16 protein-coding genes are annotated in these 23,142 nt (G+C 65.5%); 14 read left to right on the forward strand and 2 right to left on the reverse strand.

From position 1 onward, the window contains the following. Positions 1 to 2,604: polyribonucleotide nucleotidyltransferase (locus BFAL_RS07845; protein ID WP_055427858.1), on the forward strand; the 2,604-nt coding region annotated here is incomplete at its 5' end. 540 nt (positions 2,605 to 3,144) lie between these two features. Beyond that, on the forward strand, positions 3,145 to 5,475 hold the full coding sequence (locus BFAL_RS07850; RefSeq protein ID WP_152973594.1) for a DUF6055 domain-containing protein: 2,331 nt from the start codon (positions 3,145 to 3,147) through the stop codon (positions 5,473 to 5,475). Positions 5,476 to 5,634: 159 nt separating this feature from the next. On the opposite strand, the gene BFAL_RS07855 is transcribed toward BFAL_RS07850, so the two are convergent. Beyond that, positions 5,635 to 6,852 carry a trans-sulfuration enzyme family protein gene (locus tag BFAL_RS07855; RefSeq protein WP_055427860.1) on the reverse strand — a complete coding sequence of 406 codons (1,218 nt, stop codon included), beginning with the start codon at positions 6,850 to 6,852 and terminating at the stop codon, positions 5,635 to 5,637. Between the two features lie 424 nt (positions 6,853 to 7,276). Here BFAL_RS07855 and BFAL_RS07860 point away from each other — a divergent pair, with 424 nt between their 5' ends. After that, positions 7,277 to 8,620 carry an ATP-binding protein gene (locus tag BFAL_RS07860; RefSeq protein ID WP_055427861.1) on the forward strand — a complete coding sequence of 448 codons (1,344 nt, stop codon included), beginning with the start codon at positions 7,277 to 7,279 and terminating at the stop codon, positions 8,618 to 8,620. 162 nt (positions 8,621 to 8,782) lie between these two features. Next, positions 8,783 to 9,649 carry an aldo/keto reductase gene (locus BFAL_RS07865; protein WP_055427862.1) on the forward strand — a complete coding sequence of 289 codons (867 nt, stop codon included), beginning with the start codon at positions 8,783 to 8,785 and terminating at the stop codon, positions 9,647 to 9,649. A 16-nt stretch (positions 9,650 to 9,665) separates the two neighbouring features. Here the strand turns inward: BFAL_RS07865 and BFAL_RS07870 are convergent, their stop codons facing one another. After that, positions 9,666 to 11,141, reverse strand: a complete 1,476-nt coding sequence (locus BFAL_RS07870; protein WP_055427863.1) for an aminotransferase-like domain-containing protein — start codon at positions 11,139 to 11,141, stop codon at positions 9,666 to 9,668. A 253-nt stretch (positions 11,142 to 11,394) separates the two neighbouring features. Here BFAL_RS07870 and BFAL_RS07875 point away from each other — a divergent pair, with 253 nt between their 5' ends. The 10 genes from BFAL_RS07875 to BFAL_RS07920 all read left to right on the forward strand — a co-directional run bounded on the left by BFAL_RS07875 (position 11,395) and on the right by BFAL_RS07920 (position 22,897). Further along, complete coding sequence (locus BFAL_RS07875; protein WP_055427864.1) at positions 11,395 to 12,066, forward strand: LysE/ArgO family amino acid transporter; 672 nt, start codon at positions 11,395 to 11,397, stop codon at positions 12,064 to 12,066. 143 nt (positions 12,067 to 12,209) lie between these two features. After that, the gene (locus BFAL_RS07880) at positions 12,210 to 13,859 is read left to right on the forward strand and encodes a peptidase U32 family protein (RefSeq protein ID WP_082440468.1); all 1,650 of its coding nucleotides are present in this window, start codon (positions 12,210 to 12,212) and stop codon (positions 13,857 to 13,859) included. Between the two features lie 35 nt (positions 13,860 to 13,894). Beyond that, positions 13,895 to 14,932, forward strand: coding sequence for a purine nucleoside phosphorylase YfiH/LACC1 family protein (locus tag BFAL_RS07885; protein ID WP_055427865.1), 1,038 nt, complete (start codon positions 13,895 to 13,897; stop codon positions 14,930 to 14,932). 74 nt (positions 14,933 to 15,006) lie between these two features. After that, positions 15,007 to 15,321: a hypothetical protein gene (locus BFAL_RS07890; RefSeq protein WP_055427866.1), complete on the forward strand. Its 315-nt coding sequence runs from the start codon at positions 15,007 to 15,009 to the stop codon at positions 15,319 to 15,321. A 139-nt stretch (positions 15,322 to 15,460) separates the two neighbouring features. Further along, positions 15,461 to 16,318: an IspD/TarI family cytidylyltransferase gene (locus BFAL_RS07895; RefSeq protein WP_370696068.1), complete on the forward strand. Its 858-nt coding sequence runs from the start codon at positions 15,461 to 15,463 to the stop codon at positions 16,316 to 16,318. 78 nt (positions 16,319 to 16,396) lie between these two features. Next, positions 16,397 to 17,053 (forward strand): pyroglutamyl-peptidase I, encoded by a 657-nt coding sequence (locus BFAL_RS07900; protein WP_055427868.1) that lies wholly within the window; start codon positions 16,397 to 16,399, stop codon positions 17,051 to 17,053. Positions 17,054 to 17,216: 163 nt separating this feature from the next. Beyond that, positions 17,217 to 18,680 carry a coiled-coil domain-containing protein gene (locus BFAL_RS07905; RefSeq protein ID WP_055427869.1) on the forward strand — a complete coding sequence of 488 codons (1,464 nt, stop codon included), beginning with the start codon at positions 17,217 to 17,219 and terminating at the stop codon, positions 18,678 to 18,680. Positions 18,681 to 18,879: 199 nt separating this feature from the next. Continuing rightward, the gene (locus BFAL_RS07910; protein ID WP_055427870.1) at positions 18,880 to 20,229 is read left to right on the forward strand and encodes a C1 family peptidase; all 1,350 of its coding nucleotides are present in this window, start codon (positions 18,880 to 18,882) and stop codon (positions 20,227 to 20,229) included. Positions 20,230 to 20,485: 256 nt separating this feature from the next. Next, a complete protein-coding gene (locus BFAL_RS07915; RefSeq protein ID WP_055427871.1) occupies positions 20,486 to 21,616 on the forward strand; it encodes a 3-deoxy-7-phosphoheptulonate synthase in 1,131 nt (376 codons plus the stop codon). Positions 21,617 to 21,709: 93 nt separating this feature from the next. Further along, positions 21,710 to 22,897 carry a 3-deoxy-7-phosphoheptulonate synthase gene (locus BFAL_RS07920; protein WP_055427872.1) on the forward strand — a complete coding sequence of 396 codons (1,188 nt, stop codon included), beginning with the start codon at positions 21,710 to 21,712 and terminating at the stop codon, positions 22,895 to 22,897. Positions 22,898 to 23,142: the final 245 nt, after the last annotated feature.

Raw genomic sequence — 23,142 nt, forward strand, 5'->3', positions numbered from 1 at the left:
GCCGGCTCCAGCCCGAAGGAGAACTACGACTTCTTCCCGCTGACCGTCGACGTCGAGGAGAAGATGTATGCCGCAGGCAAGATCCCCGGCTCCTTCTTCCGCCGCGAAGGCCGTCCGTCCAACGACGCCATCCTGGCTTGCCGCATCATCGACCGTCCGCTGCGCCCTCTGTTCCCGCACACGCTGCGCAACGAGGTGCAGGTCGTCGAGACCGTGCTCGCCGTCAACCCGGACGACGCGTATGACGTCGTCGCGCTCAACGCCGCCTCCGCCTCCACGATGATCTCCGGTCTGCCGTTCTCCGGCCCGGTCTCCGGCGTGCGTCTGGCCCTCATCGACGGCCAGTGGGTCGCCTTCCCGACGTGGAGCCAGCGTGAGCGCGCCGTGTTCGAGATCGTGGTCGCCGGCCGCGTCATCGAGAACGGCGACGTCGCCATCGCCATGATCGAGGCGGGCGCGGGCAAGAACGCCTGGACGCTCATCTACGACGAAGGCCAGACCAAGCCCGACGAGACCGTCGTCGCCGAGGGCCTCGAAGCCGCCAAGCCGTTCATCAAGGTCATCTGCGAAGCCCAGAACGAGCTCAACGAGAAGGCCGCCAAGGCGACCCGCGAGTTCCCGCTGTTCCCGGAGTACACGGACGACCTGTACAACCGCATCGACGAAATCGCCCACCATGACCTCGACGAGGCCCTGACCATCGCGGAGAAGCTGCCGCGTCAGGAGCGCATCCACGAGATCAAGGAGCACGTGCGCGAGATCCTCGCCAACGAGTTCACCGAGATGGACGACGCCGAGAAGGACAAGGAGCTCGGCAACGCGTTCAAGGAGCTGCAGCGCCAGATCGTGCGCCGCCGCATCCTCACCGAGGACTACCGCATCGACGGCCGCGGCCTGAAGGACATCCGCACCCTGTCCGCCGAGGTGGACATCGTGCCGCGCGTCCACGGCTCCGCCCTGTTCCAGCGCGGTGAGACCCAGATTCTGGGCATCACCACGCTGAACATGCTCAAGATGGAGCAGCAGCTCGACTCCCTCTCCGGCCCGCAGTCCAAGCGCTACATGCACAACTACGAGATGCCGCCGTACTCCACCGGCGAGACCGGCCGCGTCGGTTCCCCGAAGCGCCGCGAGATCGGCCATGGCGCCCTCGCCGAGAAGGCGCTCGTGCCGGTTCTGCCGAACCGTGAGGAGTTCCCGTACGCCATCCGCCAGGTCTCCGAGGCCATCGGCTCCAACGGCTCCACCTCCATGGGTTCCGTGTGCGCCTCCACCCTGTCCCTGCTCGCCGCGGGCGTCCCGCTGAAGGCCCCGGTCGCGGGCATCGCGATGGGCCTCGTCTCCGGTGACGTGGACGGCCAGCACGTCTACAAGACTCTGACCGACATTCTGGGAGCCGAGGACGCGTTCGGCGACATGGACTTCAAGGTCGCCGGCACCTCCGAGTTCATCACCGCCCTGCAGCTTGACACCAAGCTGGACGGCATTCCGGCCGACATCCTCGCCGCCGCTCTGCAGCAGGCGAAGGACGCGCGCACCACGATCCTCGAGGTCATCAACGAGTGCATCGACGGCCCGGCCGAGATGAGCGAGTTCGCCCCGCGCATCATCACCACCACCATTCCGGTCGAGAAGATCGGCGAGGTCATCGGCCCGAAGGGCAAGATGATCAACCAGATCCAGGAGGACACCGGCGCCGAGATCGCGATCGAGGACGACGGCACCGTCTTCATCTCCTCCGAAGGCGGCGAGGCCGCCGAGAAGGCGAAGCAGATCATCGACTCCATCGCCAACCCGCATGTGCCGGAAGCCGGCGAGACCTACAACGGCAAGGTCGTCAAGACCACGTCGTTCGGTGCGTTCGTGAACCTCACCCCGGGCACCGACGGCCTGCTGCACATCTCGCAGATCCGCAACCTCACCAACGGCGAGCGCATCGACCAGGTCGAGGACGTGCTCAAGGAGGGCGACACCGTCGAGGTCGTCGTCCAGGGCGTCGACGATCGCGGCAAGATCTCCCTTGCGATCCCCGGTTTCGAGGATCAGGAGTCCGGTGCCGGCCGCGGCCCGCGTTCCGATCGTGGTCCGCGTCGTGACGACCGTGACGACCGCCGCGGTTCCCGTGGTCCGCGTCGTGACGACCGTCGCGCCGACCGTGACGACGATTTCGACGATCGTCCGCGTCGTCGTCGCGCCGACCGCGATGATGACCGCCGTGACGATCGCGATTATGATGATCGTCCGCGTCGTCGCCGTCCGGTGGACCGCGACTTCGACGATGACCGTCGTGATGATCACGATTATGATGATCGTCCGCGTCGTCGCCGTCCGGTGGATCGTGACGACGACCGCGATTTCGATCGCGACGACCGCCGTGGCGGTCGCGTCGACCGTGACGATGATCGTCCGCGTCGCCGCCGTTCCTCCGACCGTGACGACGACCGCCGTTCCAGCCGTGGTGGCCGTGGCGGACGTGGCGGCTACGACCGCAACCCGCGTTACGCGACCGACGAGAACTACGACGAGTACCATGCGGACCGCGTCGAGCGCAACGAGCGCCCGCGCCGCCGCGTGCGTCGCGACTTCGATCCGTTCGAGGACTGATTGTCGAGGACTGGTCGACTGATTCGCGGATCTCTCGCGGCATAGCCGCTGAGTAAGCATCGAGTGGGGGTTGCCCCGGAACCATTCCGGAGCAACCCCCACTCGTGTTGTCGCGCGTGCGACGCGCCGATTCCCATGGTGCGGTAACACAATATCTTCATAATGGCGGAATTCCGCCATTATGCGTCACCGCACCATGGGAGTTTCACCGCACCATGGGAGTGAGGGGAGCGAGGGGAGTGGTTGGAGCGGCATGTGAACCGTGTCCATGGGATGGTGATGAAACACGACGGTAAACAACGGGCCGCTATACCTGTTGCCAATGCCGTGAGCGCTCGCTCCATGCGGATGCGCCATGCTACGTCGTGCCGACGGCCATGTCCGTGATGCGTCGCGTCGCTTACGGCGATTCGATTGCGAACTTCGTGAACTTCAGGAGGATCCACCATGCCTCAGCACAGATATGCCCGAACTCTCGCAGGCATCACGGCTATGGTCGCCGCCATGGGAGTGGCCGCCGCCCCGTTTATGGCCAGTGCCGTGGAAGAGTCCGCTGCGGCGGCCGCGGTCCGATACCCGGATTATCCGGCTACGAACGCCGGCTGCATGCCCGGTATCTGGCAGGCGCCGGACCCCTCGACCTTCGGCACCAGTCCCGACATTGACCCGAACGATACGTCCCGTACCACGCTGCGCTATGAGACCGACCACTTCGCGTTCTACTGGACCGACGACGTGAACGAGACCGTGGACGACATCCAGACCGGCGCGAAGACCTTGGAGAAGGACTACGACTTCTACACGGACCCGCAGGGCATCGACTTCCCCGAACCGTACTGCACGTCCGCCACGAAATACAAGATTGTTGTGATGGTGAACGACGAGCAGGGACTCGCCGGCGGTTGGACCGAGAACGGCACGCACTACCCGGCCATGTGGATGCTGCCCGGCAACCTCAAGGACGAGTGGGGCGTGGCGCATGAGCTCACCCACACGCTCCAGTTCGGTGTGGGCGTGTACAACGGCTCCTACGTCACCCCGGAAAGCAGCATGTATTGGATTTTCGAATCGGTGGCGAACTGGATGGCCTTCCGCGCCACCGGGTCGACCAACGTGCACTGTAGCGCCATGATCGTGGACAATCCGCACATCAACTTCGGCTCCAGCCGAGACATGTACTGCAACTGGCCGTTCTTCGAATACGCGGCCGAAACATACGGCCCGCAGGTGGTGAGCGACATCTGGCGCAAGTCGCAGAGCTTCCCCGACTTCTACCAGGGCCTGCCGGAGAACCCGATGCAGATCATGCGCCTCGCCATGGGCATGACGCAGGCCGAGTTCAACACCGTGTTCGGCGAATGGGCCATGCATGACGTCACTTGGGATTATCCCGCGAAGAACGCGGACGGTGTCACCGTGGGGCAGACGATGGCGAAATCGTACGGTTCCGTGGAGGACGCGTCCGTCCAGGCGCATGATCACATACGCACGAACCGCCTGACGTACCTCGATCCGGTGACGGACGATGCCGGCAACACGGTGGAGGGACGCTACCGGGTGCTGTCCGAACAGGCGCCGCAGCAGGGTGGCTACAACATCGTCAAACTCGACACGCACTCCGCGCAATCGGACGGAACGCCGTCGAATGCAGGCAACGGCACCGTCACCGTGGGCTTCCACGGTGTCGTGCAGGACAAGTCGAACACAGCGGCGTTCCCCTCGTTCGCCGGTGAGACCGACAATCCGAAGACCGTGCCCGCCCCTGATTCCGGCTGGACGTGGGGTCTGGTGGCCGTGGGGGCGGACGGATCGCCGCGCTACAGCACGTTGCAGACCTCCACCGACGGTTTCCTGACCTTCAGCACGAAGGCCGACGACAAGGCCCTGTATCTCGTGGTTTCCGGCGCGCCGTCCACGATGCAGAACTACCTGTGGAACCAGAAGGACTACAGCATCTACCGCTATCCCTATGCCGTGGACCTCGAGGGAGCGATGCCCGCGAGCAACACCGAGGGGCTGACCGGCGGACACCGGCACGCGAACGGCGGCGGTTGGGTGTCCGACGCGGCCAAGGTGGCGGACAGCGCGTACGTGGGACCGGGCGCCCGCGTGTTCGGCGGCACGGTGTCCGACAACGCGCGCATCGAGGGCCATGCCACAATCTATGGCGGCAGGGTGTCCGGCAACGCGGTCGTGAAAGGCATCAGCGTGCTGCTCACGGATGCGCATGTGGACGGTGACGCGGTCATCGACACGAACTTCCAGTCGTTCGACTACTTCAACGATTCCCCGAAGGTCTCCGGCACCGCTAAGGTCCGCGGCGCCGTCGAATACTACACGCAGCGCCCATTGACGAAGGGCGTCTACTATGGCGTGGTGGACGATGGCGCGGCCAATTCCGGTTTCGCCTCGATTGATGCGTTGGACGAGGTGACGCGCACGCCGGTCACCGCCGATTATCTCGCCAAGGCTTGGCCCGCCGACCGGTCGGCGCTGCGCACGCTCGTGGACAAGGCGTCCGGCGTGACACAGCAGGCGTACACGCCCGCCTCGTACGCCGCACTCAAGACCGCGCTGGACGCTGCCAGCGCCGCGCTCGCCGACGCCTCCACCACCCATGACGCCCTGCTTGCGGCGTCCGGCACGCTCCAGCGTGCGTTCGACGGGCTCGTGAAGTCCGGTTCCGGGGCCGACTCAGGCGCGAAGGGCGATTCGGACGGTACGGGTGCCGTTGCACACCAGCAGGCTGAGGGCTCCAAGAACGTCGGATTGTCCCGGACCGGCGCGGACGTGGCGGTCCTGTTCGCTGTCGCCGCCGGTCTGACCATCATCGGCTTGGGCTGCGTGGCGTTGATGCGTCGGCGCAGTTGAATCGCGCGTCATCGCACGTGCCACGTGTGTGACGCGCGATTCCCATGGTGCGGTAACACAATATCTTCATAATGGCGGAATTCCGCCATTATGCGTCACCGCACCATGGGAGTTTCACCGCACCATGGGAGTGGGGTGGAAAGAGGGGAGCGGTAGTGGTTAGAGGGCGGCGGCCAGCGCGTGGTCGATGTCGCGGATGAGGTCGTCGGTGTCTTCGAGTCCGACGGCGAGACGGAAGAAGCCGCGGTGGAACTCCTCGGGGTACAGGTATTGGCGTTCGTCGTCCTCGCCGAGGAACACGATGAGGCTTTCGTCGTGGCCGAGCGAAACCGCCGATGTGATCACGTTGAGCTTGCTCACGAACCGGTTGTGCCCGTCGTGGTCGGTGTCGAGGCCGAAGGCGAGCACGCCGCCGAAGCCCGCATCGGGGCGGGCGAGCTGCCGGACCGCCACCTCATGGTGCGGATGCGACTCGAGTCCCGGGTAGGCGACGAACCGTACCTGCGGCAGGCTCTCCAAGTGTTTCGCGATGGCCAGTGCGGAGGCGTTGTGCTGCCTCATGCGCAGGGGAAGCGTCACCGAGCCGCGGTTGATGAGCCACGCGTTGAACGGCGAGATGATGCCGCCGTAGTTCACCTGATATGTGAAGCGGATCTGGTCGGTGAGCTCCTTGCGCGTGGCGATTGCGCCGCCCAGTGCGTCGCCATGCCCATTGATGTACTTGGTGAGGCTCTCGATGACGATGTCCGCGCCGAGGTCGATCGGGCGCACGTTGAACGGCGAGTTGAACGTGTTGTCGACCGAGAGCAGCGCGCCCGCCCCATGGGCCAGCTTCGCCGCCGCCTCGATGTCCGTGACCTTGAGCGTGGGGTTCGCGGGCGTCTCGATGTGCACGAGCTTCGTGTTCGGTCGAATCGCGTCGGCGATGTTCTTCGGATCGGACGTGTCCACGATCGACGTTTCGATGCCGTACTTCTCCGGCAGGATCTGGTTGAGCAGACGGTACGCCGCGATGTACGTCGTGTCGGAGAAGATCGCGTGGTCCCCGCGGTTCAGGAGCGTGGTGAACGTCGCCGCGAGCGCCGCCACGCCGGAGGCGAGCACGACCGCATCCTCGGTTCCTTCGAGGTTCGCGAGCTTCGCCTCGAGGTAGCGCTGGTTCGGGTGGCCGTTGCGCGTGTACAGGTTCACGTCCGAGCTGGACCAGTTGATGTCGGAGGGATCGTAGGGCAGCGCGTAGGCGTTCGCCAGCGTGATGGGGCGTCGGATCGCGCCGGTTTCGGCGTCGACCCCGTTGCCGAGGTGGATGGATTTCGTTGCGAAGCCGAGCGGCGTGCCGTCGAAGGATTCGCCATGATGTACAAGATCTGAAGTCATGGCTCAAGTCTGCCAGCGCAGGCTCAGGCGCGCACCTTGCTCCAATACCGCGGAAACGCTGCGATTCCGCCGTTTGATAGCTCTTCATAGTTAGAAACGAATACCGTTTTCGACTGTTTTGGGCTGGGAGAGTGGCCGCGGGGAGACGGGCGGCCCCGACGGGGGAGTGGACGCGCTCAAGGCTGATTTGCCAAGCCGACGGTCGCCAACGGGGCGGGAGTCCGGGCTCCCACTTCTCAGACCGCGGCATTCCGATTTCTTTCCTTCGATTTTTTGCATAATGCAGTGCTGTACTCCTTCAGTTTTTTGCATGAATATACGTGAACTTCGTCGTCGTTTTTGCATCGCGCCGGTCTTGGAGGTAGGGTGGAACACGTATGCAAGACCGTGCGGAACCTGGTCGGAGATAGGGGAAGGGGACGCGATGAAGCGTGATGTGATGGCTGAGCTGGTGTCATGGAGCAATTCCAGGCACAGGCTTCCGTTAATACTGTGCGGGGCGAGGCAGGTGGGAAAGACCTACGTGCTCAAAGAGCTTGGTTCTACGCGGTATGACTCGTGCGCGTATCTCAATCTCATGGATGAGTCCGCGCATGCCGTGTTCGATCCCGGGTATGATGCGCGTCAGGTGCTGGAGAACATCGAGGTGTTCACCGGGGTGAAGATTGTCCCTGGTCGCACGTTGGTCGTCATCGACGAGATCCAGGAGGTCCCCTCGGCCATCACGCTGATGAAGGCGTTCGCCGAGGATACTCCCGAGCAGCATGTTGCCGCGGCGGGTTCATATCTTGGTCTGTCGTACCACGCCGGTCGCTCGTTCCCCGTCGGCAAGGTCGATTCGATTGACATGTACCCGCTTTCGTTCACGGAATTCCTGCGGGCATGCGGACAGGATGCACTTGCCGACATCATCCGCTCACTGGATTTCGCCCGTGCGGAGGTGTTCGGCGATCGGTTGGAACGCATGCTGCGCCGGTATTATTTCGTCGGTGGCATGCCGCAGGTCGTCAACGAGTTTGTGGATGGCGGAAACGACTATATTGCGGCGCGCCGGCGTCAGCATGCGCTGTTGGCCGACTACGACAATGATTTTTCCAAGCACAAGGGCGATGTGCCGGAGATCGACGTCGAACGTGTGCGTCTTGCGTATCGTTCCATTCCCGCGCATCTGGGGCGCGAGAATCATAAATTCGTCTTCGGTCACATCGCACAGGGCGCCCGGCGTACACAATACGAGACGGCGATACAGTTCATCGTGGATTCCGGTCTGGCTCATCGTGTGTATCGTGTCGACAAGCCCCAACTTCCGTTACGGGACTACGAGGACCTGTCAGCGTTCAAATTGTATATGCATGATGTCGGGTTGCTCGGCGCCGCGATGAACGTGACAGCCCGTGATGTGATTCTGTCGAATACGGCATTCGAGGAGTATAAGGGTGCCATGACCGAACAGTATGTCTGTCAGCAACTCGCCTCGGCAGGTCGGGATCCCTATTATTGGACGTCGGGCAAGGGCACGGCGGAGGTGGATTTCGTCCTGCAATATGACGGACGTCCTGCGCCGTTGGAGGTCAAAGCCGAGGAGAACGTACACGCCAAGAGCCTGCGGCTGCTGTGCTCGGACACCGGATTGCACGGATACCGCACCTCGATGAGGGGATTCCGCGAACAGGATTGGCTCACCAACGTGCCGTTGTGGGCGGTCGGCGAGTATTTCTCGCCTGCGCATGATCCCGCCAACATCATCCCGGATGACGGTTTGGATTGAAAAACATGGTCTCGGTCGACGTCATCGGCGGCACCTCCGGCTGCCGCTGACCGGTGCGCGGCAGGCGTCGGAGGGCGCCGTACCGGGCGTCCGTGTGGCGAAAACCGGTTGGTGCGCCTACGCTTGGGAGTGTCACCGATTCGACGAATGAAGGGAGCAGCCATGGCGCTGTACCGTAACCTCGGACCATTCTCCACCACCGCGATCGGCCACGGCGAGATGCCGTTGACCATCGAGAACAACCGCGGCCACGACATCGGCATCGAGACGTTGCATGCGTCGCTCGACGCCGGATGCCGCCACATCGACACCGCGTGGGCGTACTACACGCCGGGTGAGGAGGAGCAGACCGGCGAGAAGCTGGTGCGTGAGGCGCTCGACAGCTGGAAGGGGCCGAAGAGCGAGGTCACGGTCGCCACGAAGATCGGCCTGCGCCGCGTCTGGGGCGAGCACGGCGAGCCGCTGTGGCCGCGCGACGGCAAGCCCGAGCATCTCATCGAATACGGCAAGCAGTCCGCGCTCGCGCTCGGCGTCGACACCATCGACCTGCTCTACCTGCACCGGCATGATCCGGAAGTTCCCTACAACGAGTCGATCGAGGCGTTGAAGCAGCTCGTCGACGAGGGCGTGGCGCGCGTGGCCGGCGTGTCCAACGCGTCGATCGAACAGATCGACATCGCCCGCTCCATTCTCGGCGACAAGCTCGTCGCCGTGCAGAACCAGTATTCGCCGATCCACCTCGACACGCAGGACACGCTCGACTACTGCGCGAAGCTCGGTCTCGCGTTCGTGTGCTGGAGCCCGCTCGGCGGCTACCGCCACCCGTACGACGAATCCAAGTTCGACCCGTTCCGCGAGGTCGCTGCCGCGCACGGCGTCAGCTACCAGCAGGTCGTGCTCGCGTGGGAGCTCGCCAAGGGCGACCACATGTTCGTGATCCCCGGTGCGCACCGCCCCGAGACTATTCTCGACTCCCTCAAGGCCGACCAGCTCGAGCTCTCCCCGGAGGAGTTGGCCAAGCTCGGCTGATAGATTGGGTGCCGCATCACACCAATCCTGCCAGCGTCTGCGCCGCCCCGGCGAACTCCTCCGGGGTGGTGTAGGCGTAGCTCAGCCGCAGCGAATTGTCGCCGGCGAAATCGTAGATGTCGCCGGGGTTGAGCAGTATGCCATGCTCGATCGCCCGCTGGAACAGCCGTCCCATGTGCACCGGTTCGTCGAACGTGAGCCAGATGTAGAAGCCGCCGTGTGGCACGTTCCAATGCGCGCGTCCGGCGAACAATCGTTCCAGCGTCTCGAGCGCGGCGCCGCGGCGCCGGCGCAGTTCGGCGCGCAACGACTCCAGATACTCCGCGTACAGTCCGGAGTCGAGGAACCGCGCGAACACCCACTGGCTCAGCGTGCTCGCGCCGTAGTCCATCTGCATCTTCACGTCCGCGAGACGGTGCACGATGCGTTCGTCCGCGCACACCCAGCCGATCCTCAATCCCGGTGCCAGCGCCTTCGATGCGCTGCCCACGGTAATCACCATGCCGGTGGCGTCCATGGCGGCGAGTGCGCGCGGCGTCGTTCCCTCGAAGACGAGGTCCTGATACGCGCAATCCTCGATGATCGGCAGCCGGTGCTCCATGCATGCGGCGATAAGCGTGCGGCGCCGTTCCTCGGGCATCGTGATTCCCGTGGGATTGTGGTTGGTGGGAATCGTGTACAGCACCGCATTGCCCTGACTGGTGGCCGATGATGCGGCTGCGCCATCTGAGATCAGATGGCCGAGTGCATTCACGGCCAGTCCCTGACCGTCCATCGGCACGCCGGCGAGCCGCATGCCGGCCGACTGGAACACCTGCAATGATTTGATGTAGCTTGGCGCCTCCGCGTACACGGTCGAGCCGGCCGACAGCAGGCTCACCGAAATCATCTGCAATCCCTGCAACGCGCCCGAGGAGACGAGTATGCGTTCAGGGCGGCAGTCCACGCCCCACTCGCGCATGTGCGCGGCGATCGCCTCGCGCAGCATGTCGAGTCCTTCCGGCGGCGGGTAGCCGAGCGCGTCGATCTCGGCGGCGGCCTCGCCGGCCACGCGGCGCCACGTGTCGCGCGGGAACAGCCGCGGGTCGAGTTCTCCGGTGCCGAGTCGCGTCATCGACGGGTCGAATTCGAGACGGTTGATGGCCTGGATCGTCGCGTTGTTCGCCTTGAAGAATCCGGAGGAGACGTAGTCCGCCCAGTCGGGCGCTCCGGGCAGCATCAGCGACCACGTGTTGCTCACGATGCGCGTGCCGCCGCCGCGACGCCCCTCGACGATGCCGTAGTCGGCGAGCTCCTCGATGGCGGCGATGATGGTGGACCGGTTCACGCCGAAGCGTTCCGCCATCGCGCGCTGACTGGGCAGTCGCGATCCGATGGGCCATGCGCCGGACGCGATGCGCCTGCACATGTAGTCGACGATCTGCCGCGTGACCGGTGCGTCGGATGTGCGGTCCGGCGTCCAGTCGATGTCGATCGGCGTGCTGCGTGCCATCCGATGCTCCTTGCTGCGTGATTGGTAGACCATCGTCACATATTTGGTTGGGTTGTGTAGTGGATTCTTGGCTGGTTGCCAAGTGTAACGCTCTGCGTAGGATAAGGCAACGGTATTGGAATATCGCGGATTGTTGGTGAGATGATTCGTGTGCGGCAGTTCAGCTGAAGTTCATTTGGCTGGTTTTGGTTGGGTGTATATGACCCAGCCAAACTTGAGAACCGCACGGCGGACGCGACGAGGGGAGCGGGCGATGGGTCTGTATCTGCAGGGACTGACCATGGGATTGGCGTATATCGCGCCGATCGGCATGCAGAATCTGTTCGTCATCAACTCGGCATTGACCCGCACGCGGCGCAACGCGCTCATCACGGCGTTCATCGTCATCTTCTTCGACATGGCGCTGAGCCTGTCCTGCTTCTTCGGCATCGGCGCCCTGATGCAGGCGAATCCGTGGTTGGAGACCATCGTGCTCGGTCTCGGCGGGCTCGTCGTGATCCGCATCGGCATGGGGCTTGTATTGCCGAAGCGGAAGCGGCAAGGCGATGCGGCCGAGTCGGGCGGCCTCGGGCAGGTCGATCATGCCCGGGCCGTCGCCCCGGCCAGGCATCTCGGCGTGCGCGGTCTCCTCGACACGATCGGCACCGCGTGCGCCGTCACATGGTTCAACCCGCAGGCGATCATCGACGGCACGCTGATGCTCGGCGCGTTCGCCGCCACCTTGAACGCCAGCCAGACCACGCCGTTCATCACCGGAGTGGAGACCGCCTCCGTGCTGTGGTTCCTCGGCGTCACGCTCGTCGTCAACGCGTTCGCGCACAAGTTCAGCCCGAAGGTCATCGACGTGCTCAACCGCGTGTGCGGCGGCGTCATCACCCTCTACGGCGTCAAACTTCTCATCGATTTCGCCTTCGCCCTGCTGTAGCCTCCCTCCTCCCTCTGCGCGATTATCGTGCGCACAATGGGCGATCTGCGCACCATATTCGCGCGGAGGGGAAGCCCGGAGTGGTTCACGGGTCGCTACACCGTTCTCGCTACACTGTTGGGGTGATGAATACGGATAGTGAGATGATCCTTGACAAGGCTCCCGTGGCGCCCGCCGCGTCCCTGCGCACCCGCCGCCGGCCCGAGGTGCTGGCTCCGGCCGGCAACCTGCGCGGCCTCAAGACCGCCGTCGACTACGGCGCGGACGCCGTCTACTGTGGCGGCAAGGCGTTCGGCATGCGCAGCGCGCCGAAGAACCTCAGCCTCGCCGACTTCGAGGAGGGCGCGCGCTACGCCCACGAGCGCGGGGCCCGCGTGTACGTCACTCTCAACGTGCTGCCGCGCAATGCCGAGGTCGAGGCGATGCGCGACTACATCGGCCAGTTGAAGGACACCGGCATCGACGCGATGATCGTCACCGACATCGGCGTCATGATGATGGCCCACCAGATCGCGCCCGACGTGGAACTGCACGTCTCCACGCAGGCCGGCGTCACCAACTACGGCGCCGCGCAGGCCCTCTACGAGTTCGGCGCGCGCCGCGTCGTGCTCGCGCGCGAGATGGACCTGCAGGCCGTGCGCGACATCCGCGCCCGCATCCCCGACGACATGGACATCGAATGCTTCGTGCACGGCGCGATGTGCATGGCGTTCTCCGGCCGCTGCCTGTTCTCCAACTATCTGACCGGACGCGACGGCAACCACGGCGAATGCGCGCAGCCGTGCCGCTGGAAGTATTCGATCGTGGAGGAGAAACGCCCCGGCCAGTACTATCCGATCGAACAGACCCAGGAGGGCGCGTACCTGTTCAACTCGCAGGACATGTGCATGCTCGACCATCTCGACGACCTCATCGACTCCGGCGCGACGAGCCTCAAGATCGAGGGACGGTCCAAGTCCGCCTACTACATCGCCGCGATGACCAACGCGTACAAGACCGCGGTGGATGCATACATGGTCCAGCGCGGCTTCGAGACCGCGGACGGCACGGTGCTCAAGCCGTTCCGCGACCGCGTCATCCGCGAAGGCGACCCCGATTGGGAGGATTCTGCCGCGCTCGCGCCCGACGCCATCGAAACGGATGCCGACAAGGCGTTCGCCGGCGTGCCCGGGGAGCCTCCGGCCGAAGGCGACGTCGAGGCCGCGTCCGCCTCGACCGCCGCGCCCGCTCCCGTCGAGGACGCGGCGGCCCGTTCCGCCGGAGGCGCGCAGCTCGACGAGCTCAGCTACAAGGCGCGTTCCGCGCGCCGCAAGTCGAACACGCGCGAGGAGGTGCTGCCCGAAGGCTGGCATCACGCGAAATGCCGCCCCGCGCCGCACGTCGAACTGCCCGGATGGCTGCTCGACGAGCCGGACAAGGTCGCCCACCGCGACTACTCCACCGGCTTCTACTACCCCGAGCACAAGGTGACGCAGAACACCGACCGCTCCGCCTACTTCCGCGCATGGATGGTCGTCGGCGAAGTGCTCTCGTGGAGCCCCGAGCGCGGCGGACGCGTCACCATCATGAGCCGCAACAAGATCGAACCGGGCCAGTCGGTCGAATTCGTACTGCCCGGCGAGGCGCCCCTCGCCTACACGGTGCCCGCCCGCGGACTCGAGGATGCGGACGGCGTGCCCGTCGCCGCGATCAACAACCCGGCGCACGTGTTCTCGCTGCCCTGCCCGCACGAGGTTCCCGAGAACGCGGCCATCCGCTCGCGCACGAAGAAACCCACGCTCAAAGCCGAATAGTCCCACAGTTCACCATCGTCAAGGAGCACACGCACATGAGCGAATACGACGAGACCATCATCGACTCCAACGCCATCAGCTCGACCGACAAGGCCGGGCGCCCCATCCCCGTGACCATCCCGATCGCGCTCGCCCCCGGCGTGACCGTCGTCTACACGACGCGTCTCGGCGGCCTGTCCACCGGCGACTTCGGCAACCTCAACCTCGGCGGCAAGTCCGGCGACGATCCCGAGGCGGTGCTGTCCAACCGCATCGCGCTCGCCGAAGCGGTCGGCGCGCGCCTCTCGCTCGTCTCGCAGGTCCACTCGGGCACGGCCGTGGACGTGGACGACGCGTTCACCATCAACACGCCGTTCGGCTTCGACGTCTCCGGCACGCGTTCCGGTGCGGACGCCGCCGCAGGCGACGGCGAGGCGACGGAACCGACCGCGGATGCCGCGTCCGCCGCCGGCCCGCATGTGGTGGAGGCGGACGGCCAGGTCACCGCACAGACCGGCGTCGCCCTCGGCATGTTCGCCGCCGACTGTCTGCCGGTATTGTTCGCCGACCCCGTCACCGGCATCATCGGCGCCGCGCACTGCGGGCGTCGCGGCCTGGAGCGCGGCGTCATCGAATCGACCGTCGCTTTGATGGAGCGCAAGGGCGCGCGTCGCGCGGACATCGTCGCCACGCTCGGTCCGCGCATCTGCGGCGACTGCTATGAGGTCGGCGACGACATCGCCGACGCGTTCACCAAACGCTTCCCGCTCACCAAGACCGGGACGCGGTTCGGCGGCGCCGGCATCGACATCGCCGAAGCCGCGATGATCGACCTCGCATTCGCGGGCGTCAACAAGGTCGTCGATTCGATGCCGCGCGTGCACGCCGCCACCGAATATCTGGAGGAGGACGTCGAACTCGCCGAGCTGTGCCGTGCCGACGGCGAGGGGCCGGCTGAACTGCGCGAGCGCATCGAGGCCATCGAGCACAGCATGTGCACGCTCGAGAACCCGCTGTGGTACTCGCACCGCCGCGCCGCGAAGGCGGGCAAGCGGCACGAGGGACGTATGCTCGCCCTCATCGTGCGCCACTGAACGCGACCGGTCATCGGCGAGACCAAGGTACGTATGCTGACGGCGTCCAAAACAATGTCCATGAGTCGGGCGCCGTGAGCAAGAAGCTTGACCTCAAGTCCGCCCAGAACGTCGTGTTCACCGGCAACATCAAGCTCGTCGCCGACGCGACATCGAACGGCACCGGTTCCGACGACGCCACCGAAGTCGAGGGCACGCCGGGCGCGCCCGGTTCCGCCGACACGCAGGTCGACGCCGAAGCACTCGATTCATCCCAGTCCGACGGCGGCACTGACGCTGGTGCGGGCAACGGTAAGGACACTGGCGAGAACACAGGCACCGGCAAGTCCTCCGGCAGTGGGGAATCCTCCTCGGGCGTCGATTTCAGCGCCACCATCTCGCCGCAGTGAGCGATTCCCCGGCTCCCGTGACTTGCGTGGCAGGCGCATTTGCGTAGGGATTCCGTGGGGATGGAGGTGTGATGCCGCTCACGTCTCCGCACCGCGTTCTACGGTGGTAGACATTATGACCGAGAGAGAGAATCCTGACATGACCATCGATGAGGCCTCGCCGCGCCTTGACGAATCCACGCCCTCATCCGTCCCGCAGTCCGCGCCCGTCGTGGCCGTCGTGCTCGCCGCCGGTTTCGGCACGCGCTTCGACCCGGACAACCCCAAGCAGCTCGTCTCCGTGGGCGACAAACCCATCGTGTGCTGGAGCATCGAGGCGTTCGAGCGCTGCGCGCGCGTCACCGACATCCTCGTCGTCGTCAATCCGAAGGTGCGCGGCGAGGTGGAGCGTCTCATCGCCGAGGCCGGTTACGGCAAGGTGCGTCTCGTCATCGAAGGCGGTGTCGAGCGCGTCGACAGCACGGCGGCCGCGCTCGACACGCTCGCCGCCGCCGGCATCCCCGACGACGCGAAGATTCTCATCCACGACGCGGTCCGCCCGTTCGTCGCGCAGACCGCCATCGACGAATCCATCGACGCGCTCGACGAGTTCAACGCGGCGACCGTCGCGTTCGCGTCCACGGACACGGTGCTGCTCACGCGCGACCTCGGCGACCGCAAGGTCGTCGCGCAGGTGCCGGACCGTCCGGACACGTTCCGCGCGCAGACGCCGCAATCGTTCCGTTTCGCGACGATCCGCCGCGCATACGATCTCGCCGCCGAAGACCCCGACTTCCATCCGACCGACGACACGCGCGTCGTCGTCGACTATCTGCCCGACGAGCCGGTCGCCATCGTCTCCGGCGCCGAGACGAACCTCAAGATCACGACGCCCGCCGACATCCCCGTCGCCGAGCGTATCGCCGGAAGTCTCACGCGCCATATGACGCGCGAGGAGGCGAAGGCGCGCATGCATGCGCTGTTCGCCGGCGCCGCCGACCAACTGCACCGTCGCTGACGGGCGACGTACGGGCGTGCGGCCGCCCATGCGCATGCGCGAGGCACCCACGTGCGCGCGGCGGGTACACTGGGTGCCATGCAACAGCTCAGTGTCGTGATCTCCGGCTTCGACCATTATGACGACGTGCGCGTCAACCCCTCCTACGAGGTGCCGAAACTGCTCGCCGAACGGGGCGTGGACGGCCTCGACGACGTGGAACTGTCCATCCGCGCGGTCAGCATCCCCGTCAGCTTCGCCAAGGCGTGGCCCACGCTGCTCGAGGCAATCGAGCAGACGCATCCGAACATCGTCATCGCCACCGGGCTGAAGCACGCGGCGCGCGGCGTGATGATGGAACGGTGCGCGACCAACCTCATGGACGCCGCCAAACCCGACGCAGACAACGTCGCGCCCCGCCGCGAGCCCATCGACCCTGACGGGCCGGCCGCATACTGGACGCGACTGCCGCTGCGCGCGATCATCGCCGATTTCGCACGCGACGGCATCCCCGCCACGTTGAGCTCCGACGCGGGCACGTTCGTCTGCAACTCCCTGTTCTACAACCTGCTCAACTGGGCGCACGGGCAGGACAGGGTGCTCGCCGGGTTCGTGAGCTTCCCGCTCATCAACGAATCCCTCCATCCGCAGCACGGATTGCAGCTGCGGCAGCTGGTCGCGGCCGGCGGTGACGTGGTGCGCGAGACCGTGCGCTACTATCGTCGCCCGAGTTCCAGGGAGATCCTCATCGCCTGACGGGAGCGGCCCGGCACGACATCGAACAAAAGTGGGTAATGCTGTGTGCATTACGGACGCGCCCCGCCTGTTCCCGGAGCCGATGGGATACGATTTTACACGGTATGCCCGTGACAGGGCGACATATGGGTAGGGCGACGTGATGAAGCCGAAAGGATCAGACATGGATCAGTTCCCGATCGTGTTGAGGGGTTACGACAAGGACAAGGTGGACGAGGCGTTCGCGGCCGCGCAGGATCGCGTGCGCCAGGCGCAGCGCACGCTCGCCGGCATGCGGGAACAGATCGCCGCGGACGACGACCGCATCCTGCAGCTGCAGGCCCAGCTGGAGGAGGAGAAGAAGCGCAAGCCCGCCAACAACAGCTTCGCCTCGCTCGGCGCCAACGCCCAGCAGATGCTCGCCTCCGCCGAACAGACCAGCTCCGAACTGCTCGAACGTGCCAAGGCCGACGCCTCCACCACGCGCAAGGCCGCGCAGGCGCAGGCGCAGACCCTCATCAACAACGCCAAGCTCGACGCCCAGCAGATCATCGACGACGCCAACCAGAAGGCCTCCTCGATGCTCGACCAGGCGAACAACGAGGCCGAGACCATCACCACCACCGCGCGCAACGACGCCGCCCAGCTGCGCGCCGAAACCGCGAAGAACGTCACCGAACAGCGCCAGACCGTCGAGCTGGAACTGTCCAACGCCCGTGAGGAGCACAACAAGAAGCTCGCCTCCGAGCGTGCCGCGCAGGAGCATGAGCTGTCAGACCTGAAGGCCACGGCGACCGCGCAGATCGCCGCCCAGCGCAAGAGCGCCAACGAGGAGCTCTCCCGGCTCAAGTCCGAGGCGAACGACCAGATCGAGGCGGCGCTCGCCGAGGCGAACAAGAAGCTCGCCGACGTGCGCGAGCAGGTCTCGAAGATGATGACCGACGCGCAGCGCAAGGCCGGTGAGATCACCGACGAAGCCAAGTCGCGCGCGCAGGAGATCACCGACGACGCCGAAGTGCACCGTACGAAGACGATGAACCAGGTGAACGCCGAGGTCGAGCAGATCCGCACCGACATCGCCGCCCAGCAGGAGGAGGCCACCAAGAAGGTGAGCGAGCTGCTCGACAACCTCGAGGAGCGCCGCACGGCCGCCAAGGCCGAGGCAGACAAGCTCGTCAGCCAGGCCAAGACCGTGCGCGAGGAGGCCGACTCCTACGCCGCGTCCAAGCGTTCCGAGGCGGACGCGCAGGCCGCGGCCATCCTCAAGAAGGCCGGCGAGGACGTCGCCGCGCAGATCGAGGAGCGTCGCGTCGCCGCGCAGGTCGAGCTCGACGGTCTCAAGAAGCACATCGGCGAGCTCCAGCAGCGTGAGGCGCAGATCACGCAGCGCGTCACCGAACTGCGTTCCATGTTCGCGAATGCGTTCTCCGGCTTCCTCGGCGACCCGGTCGCGGCGCCGGACGTGCCGGTGCGGAACGCCGTTCCCGCCCCCGCGCAGAACGATGCCGACGCGCAGGCGGATGACGCGGACGCGCCTGCCGCGCAGGTCGAGGACGCTGGCGAGAACGCCGCCTCCGACCCTGCCGAGGCGCCCGCCGCCCCCGCGCCGGTGCCGGTGCCCACGCCGGACGACGCCGACCGCCAGTAATGCACGCGGCCTGTAGCCGCCGCGGATGCGCCCGCGCGCATCCGTCCCGGCGGCGGCCATACCGTTCCGTCCCGTCGCATGAGACGCGCGATAAGCGTCTCATGCGACGGGATTCTTCGTATGGGACGAGGTCGGCGGGAAGGATAGTAAGCTGGTTCAGGTTGTTATCCGCCCACAAGGTCAAAGGAGTACATCGGATATGACTGAACTGCAGCCGTTGAGCAATGACGCGCTGAACGCCCTCCGTGAGGAGTTCGACGCCGACGGCACCAACCGCATGGCGATGAACGCGGTGACCGCCGCCGGCATCGACACCGTCGCCAAGAACTACGACCGCGCCCGCCTGCTGCAGCGCCGGTTCTCCACCACCGTGGACAACGGCGAGGCCACCCACCAGGACCGCTCCGGCCGCTGCTGGCTGTTCAGCTCCCTGAACGTCGCCCGTTTCGTGGCGAAGAAGAACCTCGGTCTCACGGAGTTCGAGTTCTCGCAGAACTACGCCATGTACTACGACAAGCTCGAACGCATCAACTACTTCCTGCAGGACGTCGCCGCGCTCGTGCGTGCCGGCGAGCCGGCCGACTCCCGCCTCGTGCAGCACCTGCTCGCCGACGTGATGGGCGACGGCGGCCAGTGGACGATGGCGTTGAACGTGTACAAGAAGTACGGTGCCGTGCCGAAGGACCTGTACCCGGAGACCGCCTCCTCGAAGAACACCGGCGCGATGAACACGCAGCTGCGCCACATGCTGCACACCGCCGTCGCGCACATGTTCGCCGCGCATGCCGCCGGCGACGACGCCGCGATCGACGCGACGATCGCGGAGGCGCGCGCCGCCGGGCACCGCATCCTCACCATCCACCTGGGCGAGCCGCCGGTCTCCTTCGACTGGGAGTGGACCGACAAGGACGGCGAATTCCACCGCGACGGCGAGATCACACCGCAGGAGTTCTGGGCGAAGTACGTGGGTTCCGCCGATCTGGAAAGCTACGTCTGCCTTGTGGACGATCCGCGCAAGGAGCACCCGAAGGGCAGGAAGATCGCCATCGAGCATTTGGGCAACGTGGCCGGCGGCGACGCCACCGAATACCTGAACGTGCCGAACACGTTCATGAAGGAGTGCGTCAAGCGCATCCTCGTCGAGCAGGGGATCCCGGTGTGGTTCGGCGCCGACTGCCATCCGTTCATGGACCGCGAGTCCGGCGCGTGGGCCACCGACCTGTTCGAATACGGTTCGATCTACGATTTCGATTTCAACCTCGACAAGGAGGCACGCGTGCGCTTCGCCGATTCCGCGATGAACCACGCGATGGCGTTCGCCGGTGTGGACGTCGCCGAGGACGGCACGACCCGCCGCTGGCGTGTCGAGAACTCGTGGGGCTCGAAGATTGCCGACAAGGGCTACTTCACGATGAGCGACGACTGGTTCACCGAATACGTCTACGAGGTCGCCGTCCCGAAGGCGATGCTCCCCGAGGAGTACCTCAAGGCCCTCGACGAGGAAGCCATCTCCCTGCCCGCATGGGATCCGATGGGCGCACTCGCGTGAGAAAGAGCCCGGTGGGCTCTTTCGCGAGTGCGCAGGGCCAATAATCCGTCCATTCCGGCCGGCCGTTTCAGAAAACGGTCGGCCGGTTTCGTTTTCCGGCATATCTGCACTACTGTGATGGTGCTGTCGCGTGCAATGCGCGACGATGGAGCGACGTGCACAACGTCGCGCGCATACGCACCATAGTCAGACCGTTGCCGTACGTCTCGCGAGGAACGCGCGACCTGCGGCGTACACAACAGAAAGGAGAGTCGGCATGGCAGCACTTCGTGGTCCGGACAGTTCCGAGGACGCACAGCGTTTGGGGGAGCGCGCCGTCTTTCCTGAGACGGTCGACGTCAACATCCGCCAGCTCGATCCGATTCCCGCACCGCGCGCGTTCCTGAGGGAACTGCCGCTCACCGACGAGATGAGCGAACTGGTGCTCACCTCCCGTCAGGAGATCCGCGATATCCTGCATGGTCGCGACGACCGTCTGCTCGTCATCGTCGGTCCGTGCTCCATCCATGATCCGAAGGCGGCGCACGAGTATGCGACGAGGCTCGCCGCCGTCAACCGCGAGCTCAAGGACCGTCTGCTCATCGTGATGCGCGTGTACTTCGAGAAGCCGCGCACGACAATCGGCTGGAAGGGTCTAATCAACGATCCCGATCTGGATGGCCGTTTCGACATCCGCAAGGGCATGTGGCTGGCGCGCAAGGTGCTCACCGACGTGCTCGAGCTGGGCCTGCCCACTGCGACCGAATGGCTTGACCCGATCACCCCGCAGTACATCTGCGACCTCATCAGCTGGGGTGCGATCGGCGCGCGCAACACCGAATCGCAGGTGCATCGCGAACTCGCGTCCGGCCTGTCCATGCCGGTGGGCTTCAAGAACGCGACCGACGGTTCGATCAAGCCGGCCGCCGACTCCTGCTACGCCGCGGCGTTCGAACATCATTTCCTGTCCATCAATCTGGACGGCCGTGTGATCTCCGCCGAGACGAAGGGCAATCCGGACTGCCATCTGGTGCTGCGCGGGTCGAATCATGGCCCCAACTACGACAAGGCGTCCGTCGCGCAGGCGCTTGAGGACCTCAAGGCTTCGAAGGCGTCCGGCCCGAGCGAGCATGGTCTCGTCATCGACGCCGCGCACGGCAATTGCGGCAAGGACGAGGTGCGCGAGGCCGAGGTCGTCGAGGAGATCGCGCAGCGCGTCGCCGAAGGCGAGCCGGGCATTCTCGGCGTGATGATGGAAAGCTTCCTCGTCGCGGGCCACCAGAAGCCGGCTCCGCTCGACCAGCTCGTCTACGGCCAGTCGGTGACGGATTCCTGCGTGCCGTGGGATCGCACCGAGGAGCTGCTGCACACGCTCGCCGACGCGGTCTCCGCCCGCCGCGCCCGTTAGGTCGGCCGGGCCGGATTCCGCTCCCCGCTCCGGTTCCGCACGTATCCGCTATGCTTGTGGGCGGAACCGTGAGCGTAGGGAGAGAATGACGTCATGCAGCAGCAGCCGTTGAACAAGCCGGAGGATCTCAAAGCCATCCGTGAGGCGATGGACGCGGGGCAGAATCCGCTTGTCGCCACCGACGTGCCGCGTTGGGAGGATCAGGTCGGCGTCAGCCGCATCGTGAACCGTCGTGTTCTCGAGTTCGAGGTGCTGCCCACGCCGGCGAAGGTGCTCGGCGACCTGCCGTTGAGCGACGAGGAGCGTGACATCGTCGCCTATTCGCGCGACGAGATCCGCGCCTGCCTCTACGGTCAGGATGATCGCCTGCTCGTCATCGTCGGTCCGTGCTCGGTGCATGATCCGGCCGCCGCGCTCGACTATGCGCGCCGTCTCGCGAAACTCAAGGACGAGCTCGGCGAACAGCTGCTCATCGTGATGCGCGTGTACTTCGAGAAGCCGCGCACCACGGTCGGTTGGAAGGGTCTCATCAACGACCCTGACATCGACGGCTCGTGCAACATCCGCAAGGGCCTGTTGCTCGCCCGCCGCACGCTGCTGGGCGTGCTGGGGGAGGGGCTGGCCGCCGCCACGGAGTTCCTCGAACCCACCAGCCCGCAGTTCATCGCGGATGCGGTCAGCTGGGGCGCGATTGGCGCGCGCAACACGGAGAGCCAGGTGCACCGCCAGCTGGCCAGCGGCCTGTCGATGCCGATCGGCTTCAAGAACGCGACCGACGGCTCCGTCAAGGCGGCGTCCGATTCCTGTTTCGCCGCGGCCCAGCAGCATACGTTCTTCGGCATCGACCATCTGGGGCGTGCCGCCGTCGTCAAGACGCTCGGCAACCCCGACTGCCATGTGGTGCTGCGTGGTTCGAGCTCGGGGCCGAACTATGCGAAGGAGGACGTCGCGGCGGCGTTGGAGACGATCCGCAAGCGCATGCCCGCCGAATCGGCCGCGGCGCATGGGCTCATCATCGACTGCTCGCACGGCAACTCCGGCAAGGACGAGCATCGTCAGGCCGAGGTCGTGCGCGAGATCGCCGCGCGCATCGCCGAAGGCGAGCGCGGCATCACCGGCGTGATGATGGAAAGCTTCATCGAGGGCGGCAACCAGCCGGCCGCGCCGCTCGACCAGCTGGTGTACGGCAAATCGATCACCGACAAGTGCATCTCCTGGCCGGATACGGAGGCGCTGCTGCGCGAACTCGCCGAAGCGGTCGCCACGCGCCGCTGGCGTTGACGTGCGGCGAGCGACGGGCGCGTGCAGCGCGAGTGCGCATGCACTGCAGCGGCATCGGAGCCGGAACCAGGAGCCGAATCCGCATGGAACCATAAGGCGGACGTTGTCCATAATGTGAGCAGTCTCACCGGCGCCGTCACGGCAGGTGTAGACCTGTGCCTCAGCACAGCGGTGTGCGGACGCCGCTGCAAGCCACAAGCCACAACGGACCGATCCGCGCACCCCGTCAACTGCGTGCGGGCCGC

Source organism: Bifidobacterium aesculapii (assembly GCF_001417815.1).
Lineage (GTDB): Bacteria > Actinomycetota > Actinomycetes > Actinomycetales > Bifidobacteriaceae > Bifidobacterium > Bifidobacterium aesculapii.

Excerpts from the sequence above, each read along its gene's own strand:
- BFAL_RS07880 (WP_082440468.1), top strand. The coding sequence starts at position 12,210 with ATGATCCTTGACAAGGCTCCCGTGGCGCCCGCCGCGTCCCTGCGCACC.
- BFAL_RS07875 (WP_055427864.1), top strand. The coding sequence starts at position 11,395 with ATGGGTCTGTATCTGCAGGGACTGACCATGGGATTGGCGTATATCGCG.
- BFAL_RS07870 (WP_055427863.1), bottom strand. The coding sequence starts at position 11,141 with ATGGCACGCAGCACGCCGATCGACATCGACTGGACGCCGGACCGCACA.
- BFAL_RS07915 (WP_055427871.1), top strand. The coding sequence starts at position 20,486 with ATGGCAGCACTTCGTGGTCCGGACAGTTCCGAGGACGCACAGCGTTTG.
- BFAL_RS07910 (WP_055427870.1), top strand. The coding sequence starts at position 18,880 with ATGACTGAACTGCAGCCGTTGAGCAATGACGCGCTGAACGCCCTCCGT.
- BFAL_RS07895 (WP_370696068.1), top strand. The coding sequence starts at position 15,461 with ATGACCATCGATGAGGCCTCGCCGCGCCTTGACGAATCCACGCCCTCA.
- BFAL_RS07865 (WP_055427862.1), top strand. The coding sequence starts at position 8,783 with ATGGCGCTGTACCGTAACCTCGGACCATTCTCCACCACCGCGATCGGC.
- BFAL_RS07905 (WP_055427869.1), top strand. The coding sequence starts at position 17,217 with ATGGATCAGTTCCCGATCGTGTTGAGGGGTTACGACAAGGACAAGGTG.
- BFAL_RS07860 (WP_055427861.1), top strand. The coding sequence starts at position 7,277 with ATGAAGCGTGATGTGATGGCTGAGCTGGTGTCATGGAGCAATTCCAGG.
- BFAL_RS07855 (WP_055427860.1), bottom strand. The coding sequence starts at position 6,852 with ATGACTTCAGATCTTGTACATCATGGCGAATCCTTCGACGGCACGCCG.
- BFAL_RS07920 (WP_055427872.1), top strand. The coding sequence starts at position 21,710 with ATGCAGCAGCAGCCGTTGAACAAGCCGGAGGATCTCAAAGCCATCCGT.
- BFAL_RS07885 (WP_055427865.1), top strand. The coding sequence starts at position 13,895 with ATGAGCGAATACGACGAGACCATCATCGACTCCAACGCCATCAGCTCG.
- BFAL_RS07900 (WP_055427868.1), top strand. The coding sequence starts at position 16,397 with ATGCAACAGCTCAGTGTCGTGATCTCCGGCTTCGACCATTATGACGAC.